The sequence below is a fragment of the Clostridium tetanomorphum genome, assembly GCF_017873215.1.
GTDB lineage: Bacteria > Bacillota > Clostridia > Clostridiales > Clostridiaceae > Clostridium_AO > Clostridium_AO tetanomorphum.
Genome location: NZ_JAGGKA010000042.1, coordinates 1 through 10,107, shown reverse-complemented (window position 1 = coordinate 10,107; position 10,107 = coordinate 1). Strand labels below are relative to the sequence as shown.

Annotated in this window: 10 protein-coding genes and 1 pseudogene; 6 read left to right on the top strand and 5 right to left on the bottom strand. The window is 28.2% G+C overall.

The features are described from left to right. The first annotated feature begins 279 nt into the window (after positions 1-279). Complete coding sequence (locus tag J2Z24_RS20915; RefSeq protein ID WP_035148710.1) at positions 280-939, top strand: hypothetical protein; 660 nt, start codon at positions 280-282, stop codon at positions 937-939. 121 nt (positions 940-1,060) lie between these two features. Further along, positions 1,061-1,771, top strand: coding sequence for an alpha/beta hydrolase (locus J2Z24_RS20910; RefSeq protein WP_035148709.1), 711 nt, complete (start codon positions 1,061-1,063; stop codon positions 1,769-1,771). Between the two features lie 72 nt (positions 1,772-1,843). Here J2Z24_RS20910 and J2Z24_RS20905 read toward each other — a convergent pair whose 3' ends face one another. The 5 genes and pseudogenes from J2Z24_RS20905 to J2Z24_RS20890 all read right to left on the bottom strand — a co-directional run bounded on the left by J2Z24_RS20905 (position 1,844) and on the right by J2Z24_RS20890 (position 6,495). Continuing rightward, positions 1,844-2,806 carry a carbohydrate kinase family protein gene (locus J2Z24_RS20905; protein ID WP_035148707.1) on the bottom strand — a complete coding sequence of 321 codons (963 nt, stop codon included), beginning with the start codon at positions 2,804-2,806 and terminating at the stop codon, positions 1,844-1,846. Between the two features lie 27 nt (positions 2,807-2,833). Beyond that, on the bottom strand, positions 2,834-3,883 hold the full coding sequence (locus tag J2Z24_RS20900; protein ID WP_035148704.1) for an NAD(P)-dependent alcohol dehydrogenase: 1,050 nt from the start codon (positions 3,881-3,883) through the stop codon (positions 2,834-2,836). Between the two features lie 38 nt (positions 3,884-3,921). After that, positions 3,922-4,560 (bottom strand): annotated as a pseudogene (locus J2Z24_RS21545) (PTS transporter subunit EIIC); the annotation flags it as partial. Positions 4,561-4,776: 216 nt separating this feature from the next. Then, positions 4,777-5,058, bottom strand: coding sequence for a hypothetical protein (locus J2Z24_RS21540; protein ID WP_241392973.1), 282 nt, complete (start codon positions 5,056-5,058; stop codon positions 4,777-4,779). A 309-nt stretch (positions 5,059-5,367) separates the two neighbouring features. After that, positions 5,368-6,495, bottom strand: coding sequence for an ROK family transcriptional regulator (locus J2Z24_RS20890; protein ID WP_035148702.1), 1,128 nt, complete (start codon positions 6,493-6,495; stop codon positions 5,368-5,370). A gap of 122 nt (positions 6,496-6,617) precedes the next feature. On the opposite strand from J2Z24_RS20890, the gene J2Z24_RS20885 reads away from it, so the two are divergent. The 4 genes from J2Z24_RS20885 (at position 6,618) to J2Z24_RS20870 (ending at position 9,969) form a co-directional block, all read left to right on the top strand. After that, positions 6,618-7,094, top strand: a complete 477-nt coding sequence (locus tag J2Z24_RS20885; RefSeq protein WP_051593299.1) for a winged helix-turn-helix domain-containing protein — start codon at positions 6,618-6,620, stop codon at positions 7,092-7,094. A gap of 449 nt (positions 7,095-7,543) precedes the next feature. Further along, positions 7,544-8,287: a sensor histidine kinase gene (locus tag J2Z24_RS20880; RefSeq protein ID WP_051593322.1), complete on the top strand. Its 744-nt coding sequence runs from the start codon at positions 7,544-7,546 to the stop codon at positions 8,285-8,287. Between the two features lie 155 nt (positions 8,288-8,442). Continuing rightward, positions 8,443-9,204 (top strand): TolB-like translocation protein, encoded by a 762-nt coding sequence (locus tag J2Z24_RS20875; RefSeq protein ID WP_035149057.1) that lies wholly within the window; start codon positions 8,443-8,445, stop codon positions 9,202-9,204. A 96-nt stretch (positions 9,205-9,300) separates the two neighbouring features. Continuing rightward, a complete protein-coding gene (locus tag J2Z24_RS20870; RefSeq protein ID WP_035149055.1) occupies positions 9,301-9,969 on the top strand; it encodes a hypothetical protein in 669 nt (222 codons plus the stop codon). Positions 9,970-10,107: the final 138 nt, after the last annotated feature.

Genomic DNA, 10,107 nt, shown 5'->3' with positions numbered 1-10,107 from the left:
GCGAGATTTTCATACGTGCCTTAAGGCACAATGCTGGTAAAGTGCCCTTATAGGGCTTAAGAAAAACCACCAGCTTAGCTGGTGGATATTTATTTATTCTTAAAAAAATATTATAGGAATAATTATTATTAAATAATAATAAATAAGCTCTAAATCTTCAAAAAATTATAAGATTAATCATAAATAAACTAAATTAGTAATTATATAAAGCTATATCTTTAATATCCAAATTTATTCTTCGATATATAAAATATATTCAATAAATGAGAGGTAATTATTATGTATTCAATTAAAATTAATAAAACAATGTCCTATTCAATAAATTCGGCTATTAATAAATATAAAACTAAAGATAATCATAAGAATATAGGGAAAAACTCCAATAATGAAGTTTATAAGGAAATAAATGATTCAGTTATATCAAAGGATGCTGTAATAGGGCACGAGTTTTTGAGTCGTATTGAAGCTTCATTTGGGGATGTTGACAAAGTTCATTTTATAGAAAAATATGCTTTAGAATACGAAAAAATTAAAGATGAAATTGTTTCTGGTAAGTATGGAAATGATACGAAAAAATATATGAGATTATTAGATAATGCATTTAAAGATTCATTGGAGAATGCTGTTAATATTCTAGGAAAAACACTAGAAAAAACAAATATGAAAGATAATAAAATAAAATTTTCAGGGGGAGATTTAATTAAGTATCAAAAGCAGTATGAAACAGCTACAGGAATTGCTTGGATACTTAGAGCAGAAAATAAAAGAATTGCACAGGAAATAGAGATATATAGGAAGAAAAAAGACCACAGAAAGGTAACTTCCTTAATTCAATTAAGAAATACTTATAGACGTATAATAAACAATGTTTCTGATATAGCAACTAAGATAAGAAGTGATATTGATGATAATTATAGTGAAGATAATATTAAAGAATAAGTTAAAAAATTTTGAGACAACTTTATTACAGAATTATTTAAGAACTAGATAAATTATGAGATATAAGGTTATAATTTCATTGGAGAAATTACATTTTATATTTTGTGGAGGAAAATTTGGAATGATAAAACAAAATTTAGAAATAGAAAATATACCTGCAATTTTGTGGGGCGACAAATCAGATAAGGTATTCATAGCGGTTCATGGTAACATGTCAAATAAGGCAGATAACTCAATTGTTGTATTTGCAGAAGAGGCAATAGCAGTAGGCTATCAAGTGCTTAGTTTCGATTTGCCTAAACATGGTGATCGTAAGGAGGAAGACTATGATTGTAAAGTGCAAAATTGTGTTGAAGATCTTAATATTATTATGAGATATGCACAATCATTATCAAATAATATAAGTGTGTTTGCTTGTAGTATAGGAGCATATTTTAGCCTATTAGCATATAATCATGAGCCATTGAAACAGTGTTTATTTCTTTCTCCTGTGGTAAATATGGAGCGCATTATAAATAATATGATGACATGGTTTAACATAAGTGAGAATAGACTAAAAACAGAAAAAGAAATTCCTATACCTACTGGACAAACACTTTATTGGGATTACTACTGTTATGTGAAAGAACATCCTATTGCTACTTGGAATAATCTAACTTCAATTTTATATGGTTCAGAAGATAATTTATGTGAGTTTGACGTGGTATCTGAATTTACGAAACGTTTCAATTGTGATTTACAAATAATGAAAAATGGAGAACATTATTTCCATACCAAAGAACAACTAGAATTTTTCAGAAGGTGGCTTAAAAAATATATTTACGTTAAATAATAATATGAAATATATGGTATATATAGTTAAAATATCGAAGACTTTGCTAGAAACGTCTTCGATATTCTTAAATTAAGAAAACATATTCATCACATTTTTAATTTCTTCTAAAGAAGGAAGTGCTGGTATTGCACCTTTTTTTGTTGTAGTTAAAGCACCTGCGGCATTTGCAAATCTTATTATATCTTCTAACTCTTCTTTTGATATCTTTTGAATATGGCACAAACTTTTTTTTCGTAATCTATAATGTACAGCTCCTAAAAATGCATCTCCCGATCCATTAGTATCTATGGTGTTAACAGTATAACTAGGAATTATATTGCATGAATCACCTTTTCTATAGAATGCACCTTTTTCACCTAAAGATACTAATATTAAAGAAGCACCATTTTGAGCAAGTATCTGTGAGCCTTTTACTAAATCTTTCTCACCAGTAAGTAAAATCATTTCTTCTTCAGAAACTTTCACAATATCTGCAAGTTTTAACCCTTCAATCATCTGGTCTTTTGCTTCTTCTACACTATTCCATAGTAATGGACGATAGTTTGGATCATAACTTATAATTTTACCCTGTTTTTTTGCAAAATTTACTGTTTGAAAAGTAGCACCTCTAGCTGGTTCATTTGTTAATGATACAGATCCAAAATGTAGAATATTGCAGTTAGTAACTAAATCCTTTTTTACTTCATTAAACTCCAGCATCATATCTGCACCGGGTTTACGATAGAAACTAAAAGAACGCTCTCCTTGCTCATTTAATTGCACAAATGCTAAAGTAGTATTTATCTTATGAGATATAACTAAACCTTCTGTGTAAATTTTATATTTATCTAAAGTTTTTTTAAGAAAATTTCCAAAGTCATCGTTACCTACTTTTCCGATAAAAGCTGTTTTTCCTCCAAGCTTACTATTTGCAGCCAATACATTTGCTGGTGCTCCACCTGCATTTCTTGCAAATAACTGGTCACCACATTTGTTAATCCCCGCTGGAGTAAAATCAATCAATAATTCTCCAATAGCTGTTACATCAAACATTTTTATTAAACTCTCCTTATTTACTATTTATTTTTTAATTTTCACAACTGCTTTTACTATATCAGATTTATTGCTAATACTGTAGTCCATTGCATTTTGAATATCATCAAATTCAAAAATATTTGTAACTATTCCTTTTAGGTTCACAGCACCGCTTTCAACTGCTTTGATTGCCATTGGATAAATATTTCTATAACGAAATACTGTTTTAAAAGTTAATTCCTTATCTAAAACCTCACTCATTGGTAAAGTTATCATTCCATTTTTACTGTAACCTACTAAAACAATAGTTGCTCCTTTTTTAGCTACTTTAACTGCTTGTTGTGTTGTAATTTCTGTACCAGCTGTTTCAAAAACAAGATCACATCCTAATCCACCTGTAATATGCATTACAGCTTTAATAACATCTGTATCTTTTCCATTGATTACACCAGTAGCGCCTAATTCTAGAGCTTTATCTAATCTATTTTGCATTATGTCCACCATATAAACTTGAGAAAGTCCCATTGCTTTAAGTGCAAGCATTGTTACTAATCCAATACAACCTGCTCCCATAACCACAGCTGATTGACCAATATGAGCTTTTCCCTGATTTGCTGCATGAAATCCTACTGCAAGAGGTTCAATTAAACCACCTTCCATTGTGTCTACATTTTCAGGTAATTTAAAGCAAAGGTCTGCCTCATGAGCAACATATTCCTGGAAAGTACCATCTACTGGAGGGGTTGCAAAAAACACTACATCTGAACACAAATTGTATTTACCAGATTTGCAAAATTCGCAATGGCCACAAGTTTTTCCTGGTTCAAGTGCAACTCTATCATCAACTTTAAGATGAGATACATTTTTTCCAACCTTTACTATTGTACCTCCTGCTTCATGTCCTAATACAAAAGGTGGTTCAACTACATAATCACCTATCCTACCAGTTTCATAATAATGAAGATCTGATCCACAGATACCTACGTATTCGATTTTAACTAATACCTCATTGTCCATAATTTCGGGAATATCTTTTTGTATAAATCCCATTTTACCAATTTCATTCATAATTGCTACTTTCATTTTTTCTTTCATTTTCATCTTCTCCTTTCAATTTATAAATTTAATTTTTATTAATTTAAGATTTTATTTTTTATAGGTTGATCTTCAAACTTTATGGAAAATGTAAGAAGAAAGCTAATTATTAATCCAACTGTACAGGCTAAAACAAATCCTATAAATCCTTTACCTAAAAATACTGGAAGTGTAGCTAAACCAGGAAAAGCAAATGAAATTGCAGAGGCTCCTGTAGCCCCGGCTATTCCTCCACCAATGGCTCCTCCAATACAAACAAAAATCATAGGTTTTTTCAGTGGTAGATTTACTCCAAATAAAGCTGGTTCTGTTACACCAAATATTGCTGAAATAGTAGCTGATAAAGAAACTGTCTTTAAGTTTCTATTGTTTGTCTTTAAATAAACTGCAAAAGCTGCACCGGCTTGGGCAAAAGCAGCTGGACCCATTAACGCAAGTATTGTGTCATATCCATAAAGTGCGATATTGTTAATGGCAAGAGGTACCAAACTCCAATGAAATCCAAATATAACCATTATCTGGATTAAAAACCCCAAACAAACTCCTGCCATAACAGGACTAAAATTATAAACAATTGAGTATAAATTGGCTAAAACATTGCCCAATAAAGTTCCAATTGGCCCAAAAATCAAAAGAGTGATAGGAGCTACAATAAGTAGTGAAAAAAGTGGAGTAAAAAAATTTTTTACTACTTATGGGATAACTTTATAGAAAAATTTTTCTATGTAATGAAGCAAAGTAATTGCCATGATAATTGGAATTACACTGGAGCTATAATTTACAGAAATAACTTTTAGTCCAATAAAATCTATTACAGATTCGGTTTGATAATTTAGTAAGGTTTGGGTGTAAAAGTATTACAGAAACAAGAACTGCTGTGTAAGGACTTGTCTTTATTTTTTTGCAAATGTATATGCTAAAAAAACAGGTAAAAAATAAAAGAAGCCATCTGCAATTGAATATAAAATTTGGTAAGTTCCACTTAGTTGTGAAAGTAGTCCAACTGTCACAGAAATAGCAATAAGACCTTTTAGAATACCTACTGCGCTCATAACGTTTACAAGCGGAAGAAAAATTCCTGAAATTATATCAATGATTTGACTTATTAACCATTTTACTCCAGAACGTCTTAAAACTTTTTCATCCCCATTATTTCTTAATGTTTCACAGCCCACAATAGACTCCCCCTTTCGTTAAGATAAAGAATTGAAAATGATTTGAATATACTTTTATAAAATAATTTTACAAAAGTATATTTGATAAGATGATACTTCTTATTTAAATAAATGTCAATATAAATTAACAAAATTTATAAAATTATAAATATTTTATGCAGAAAATAATAATCTAAAAATATAAAAGCTATAAAATATAGGTTTAATATCTATATTTCATAGCTTTTGTATTTAAACTCAACTTTGCATATTATCGTATTTAATAAAACTTATGTAATTTTAGTTTTTACTATTGATTTTTTATTTATATTATATAGTATTAATAAAATTTTTTATATGTATCATTGCTGCTCCTACTGCGGTTGCTTCAATCTTGTATTTACAGATCTTTAAATACTCGCCATCTGCCTCGAATGTATTTCTCATTGACAACAAGCTTTTTAAATGGTAAATATACTTATCCATATATGCTCCAACATCACCACCAAGAATAACATCACAATCAAATAACATTCTTAAATTGTTAATGGTGATGGTAAGATATTCTAAATATTCACTCCAAATTTTTTCGTGTTTTTTACTGCCTTGCTCAAGTAATTTAAAAAAATCATTTAAATTTCCGTTAGCACTAGTTGATAAAACATTTGAAGTACAATAAGAATCCACACAACCTTTTTTTCCGCAGTAACAACTCCTACCATTAGGTACAATCGTCATATGGCCAACTTCACCACTTCTTTGATTTTCTCCAACATAAAGTTTATTATTTAATATTATAGAGCCACCAACACTACTGCTAAGAAAAAGATACACTACATTTTTTAATGCTTCTACATCCCACATTTCAGCAATCCCTGCTGCATTAGCATCATTACATAATATATATGGATATGGAATGAATTCACCAAAGTTTTCGCACTTTTCTTTTACAAGTCCAAGAACGTGAGAATATACTATGGTTTGTTTATCCTCAGATAATATTCCAGGTACTGCAATGCCTACGCCTAAAATCTTAGATTTGTATGTTTCATACTTATTAGTAAAGCTAGTAACTAATGTTCCAATTTCTTTAAAATATTCTTTTTCATTTTTAAAAGATTTGGATATACGAGCTTTTTTAACTATATCTCCATTTAAATTAATCAAAACAATACTTATATGATTCTTTGTAATATTTAATCCAACGGCAAATCTAGCATTTTTAATACAAGAAATTGCTTTTGCTTTTCTACCTCCAGTGGATTCTAATACACCATCTTCTTCTATTAAGCCTTGTTCTTTAAGTATTTTTAAATTCTGTGTAACTGTTGGTAAACTCATACCAAGGCGATATGCGATATCCTGTTTAGAAATCTTTTCATTATTATAAATTAATCGAAAAATACGATTACGATTGATTCTCTTAACATCTATATTACTTGCTTTTTCGTAGATCATTTTTATTTCACCCCTAATATGCATACATGCTTTTATTATATCATAAGCCAATGCTGCATTTAATATAGTTCAGCCTATTGTTTTGAAACATATTGTTTACATCTTTGAGAAAATTTATATATATGAGTGATATATTATTATATTTGTTCCAAAAATCTGATATTACTGATAAGATTGTTGGGTTGGAATTTGGCGCTGATGATTATATTACAAAACCTTTTGATTTAAGAGAAGTGGTGGTAAGAATAAAATGTATATTACGTAGGATTGATCACATAAACAAAAAGGCAGATGAAACAGGTGAAAATGTGATATATTTTAGAGACATAGAAATAATCAAGAGTGAACATATTGTAAAGAAGAAAGGTAAATTTATAAAACTAACTCCAAAGGAATATGATCTTTTAGTTGCGTTATATAAAAGTAAAGGAAAAGTTTTGACACGGTCACAAATTATTGACAGTATCTGGGGATATGATTATATGGGAGATACCAGAACAGTAGATATTCATGTGCAAAGACTAAGGAAGAAACTTGGAAACAATGATTTAATTATAACTGTGTTTGGAGTAGGATACAAAGTTAACTTAGGGAGTTGAGTAAATAAGAATGACTATAAAATTTAAGTTTCCGTTGAGGATTTTTATTATATTTACTGTTTCATTTTTAATGCTTATTTTTGTGGTAAATAGTAGACTTGAGAGAAGTAATGAAGCAACTATTACACGAGAAATGAAAACCTTAAAAAAATAGTAATGCATATATAACAAAGTCTTTTATAATAGATCATTTAAATAATAAGGATAAAATAAATAATGTAAACAATGATTGTATATATTTTTCAGAGATTGCTGAAGATATTGCAAAAGAACTTATATTAGTTACTGAAAGGGAAGTATGTGTATATAATATAAATGGACAGCTGCTATATAACACTAGCAAGGATAAGCCAGATAAATATGAGGATTTAACCAATGCGACAAATGATAGGACAAGTTATATTATAAGAACAGATGAGATAGGTGATCTTACCAGAAATTTCAATAAAATGGTGAAAAAAATATCTGATCAGATAATTACAATTCAGAAAGATAGAGATAATCTTATAGAAATTAACAATTACAAAAAGCAATTTTTTGATAATGTTACTCATGAATTAAAAACACCTTTAACTACTATACTTGGGTATGCAGAAATTATACAAGAAAATGCTTTTACTGATAAGGATTTTTTTAATACTGGAATTAGTCATATAATCAATGAGAGTAAATGGCTTCATAATATGGTAATTAGCCTCTTAGAGTTATCAAAGGATTCCTTTGTCATTGAAGAGGAATTTAAAGAGATAGATATTGGTAATCTATTAAAGGACACTTGCAATGTTATAAAATTAAAAGCAAAAAGATATGGAAATAAAATATTATATGAAGCGAATGAAAATATCTGTGTATATGGAAATAGTGATAAGCTTAGGCAGGTATTTATCAATATAATTGATAATGCAATAAAGTATGGATATTCTGATTCACCAATAAAAGTTAATATAACAGCAAAGAAAGATTTTGCAGAAATTAATATAATCAATAATGGAGATGGTATTGCAAAAGAACATATCAGTCAGATATTTAATCCTTTTTATAGGGTTGATAAAATTAAATCTAGGGAATTAGGAAGCTGTGGACTAGGATTGTCAATTTCCAAGACTATTGTAGAAAAACATAAAGGGAAAATAGAAGTTTTTAGCCAACTTTATAAGGAAACAACAGTTATTGTAAGGTTACCCTTATGCTAATGTTTCATATGTATAAGATGAATGGAGGATATTATATGGGTAGGCTTATCAAAAATAATAATGTCTTGTTAAATGATATTAGTATGAAGATAATACTAATATTATTTATATGTATAAGTTTTACATGATGTATTAAATCAGTTAAAAATAAGGTTGTGATAATTCCTGAGGATAATAACAAGGAAAAGCAAATTAATAATGAAATTAATGAGGAGTTTAATATAAAAAAGTTTTCTAAATATAAAACAGATGATAATATACTTGGATGGATTGACAATAATATTCTTTTGTTAAAAAATAAAAAAGAACTAAACAGAATTGATTACAGATATAATCTTATACATGCAATAAATAACAATAGTGATGTACATATGGGTGTGTTATCTCCTGATGGTTCAAGTTTAGTTTATTATACAGAACATGTAACTAATATGGAGAATAAGGTTGATATTAGATTTTATTTGTTAAATATTAATTCACAAAAAACAAAACTCATTTATATTTATCAAGCTATTGCATTACCTTATACTAAATTTGGATGGTCTGAAAAAAGTAGGTATATTTCATTTATTGTAGAAAAAAATCATAAAAATTATCTAATGATATATAATACTGTAAGTGGTTGCATTCAAGAAATTAAAATTATTACAAAAAATTCTGACAACTATGATTTCTATATTTTTATTGATGCAGTTGTATCAAATGATGGTAAAGAAATATCATTGGTATATTATTATAATAGAGTATATTACTCCTACCATAAACAAATTCAAAAAGAAAATATATTAATAGACAATACTGAGAGAATAAATTTAACAGAGGAATTTTATTACCGTGATTACAATTACTTAAAGGGAAATAATTTGATTTATTTAGATGATAATCATAATTTATATATGTATAATAGCAATACTTGAAACAAATTGTTTACAAGTCTGAGAAGATTTATATACATAAGTATTATATTATTAATAAAGTAGAATAAATTTTTATATTTAAGGAGAGATATTGTTATGAAAAACAAAAAGTTAATAAATGCAATAGCAGTTATATTTATATTTGCTACGATAATTACAGGATGTTCAAATAAGTCAAATTTGAGAAAATCAAATACAGCTGAAGAGAATAAATTAGTAGAAGTAGAGAAAGAGACAACCAATGCCAATACTTCGGAAAAACAAACCACTAGTACAGGCAAAGCTGATTCAGCTAAACAAACTACTAGTATAAACAAAACTAATTCAACTAAAGGGAGTGCTAGCACGGATAAAGGCATGGTAACTAAAGACAATAAGAAAAAAATGACTAATTCTCAGCAGTCAGCAAAAACTTTACATTCAATTTTTGGTACCATCAAGAGTCTTGATAAGAATACTAAAGTAATAGGCTTTGATGACTTAGAGATGATAACTGCAGACAAAAAAGAAAGGATGAAACAAATAGGCATTACAGATAAAGATTTTTCAAATTGGTATCTTTATAATGCATCAAATGAAATAAAGTACTACAAAATTACAGATAAAACATCTATAACTATTTATGCTAAAGATAATGGTAAAGAAATATCAACAGATATAAATGGACTTTATAATCAGTTTGTAAGTGGTTATGAAAATCATTATGATATAAAGGTACAAGGGGGATATATAGTTAATATAGTTCAAAGAATATTGAATGAATAAACCATGCATATTATTGATCAATGAAATATAGTAAAGTTCTTATGGGGCTGTCGCACTATAAAATTAGTGTGACAGTTTTTTTTGCATAAAAAAATAAATCTCCCACTCGGAAGAGTGAAAGACTTATGGTAAAATTAA

Excerpts from the sequence above, each read along its gene's own strand:
- J2Z24_RS20880 (WP_051593322.1), top strand. The coding sequence starts at position 7,544 with ATGGTGAAAAAAATATCTGATCAGATAATTACAATTCAGAAAGATAGA.
- J2Z24_RS20905 (WP_035148707.1), bottom strand. The coding sequence starts at position 2,806 with ATGTTTGATGTAACAGCTATTGGAGAATTATTGATTGATTTTACTCCA.
- J2Z24_RS20885 (WP_051593299.1), top strand. The coding sequence starts at position 6,618 with ATGAGTGATATATTATTATATTTGTTCCAAAAATCTGATATTACTGAT.
- J2Z24_RS20870 (WP_035149055.1), top strand. The coding sequence starts at position 9,301 with ATGAAAAACAAAAAGTTAATAAATGCAATAGCAGTTATATTTATATTT.
- J2Z24_RS20900 (WP_035148704.1), bottom strand. The coding sequence starts at position 3,883 with ATGAAAGAAAAAATGAAAGTAGCAATTATGAATGAAATTGGTAAAATG.
- J2Z24_RS20910 (WP_035148709.1), top strand. The coding sequence starts at position 1,061 with ATGATAAAACAAAATTTAGAAATAGAAAATATACCTGCAATTTTGTGG.
- J2Z24_RS20890 (WP_035148702.1), bottom strand. The coding sequence starts at position 6,495 with ATGATCTACGAAAAAGCAAGTAATATAGATGTTAAGAGAATCAATCGT.
- J2Z24_RS20915 (WP_035148710.1), top strand. The coding sequence starts at position 280 with ATGTATTCAATTAAAATTAATAAAACAATGTCCTATTCAATAAATTCG.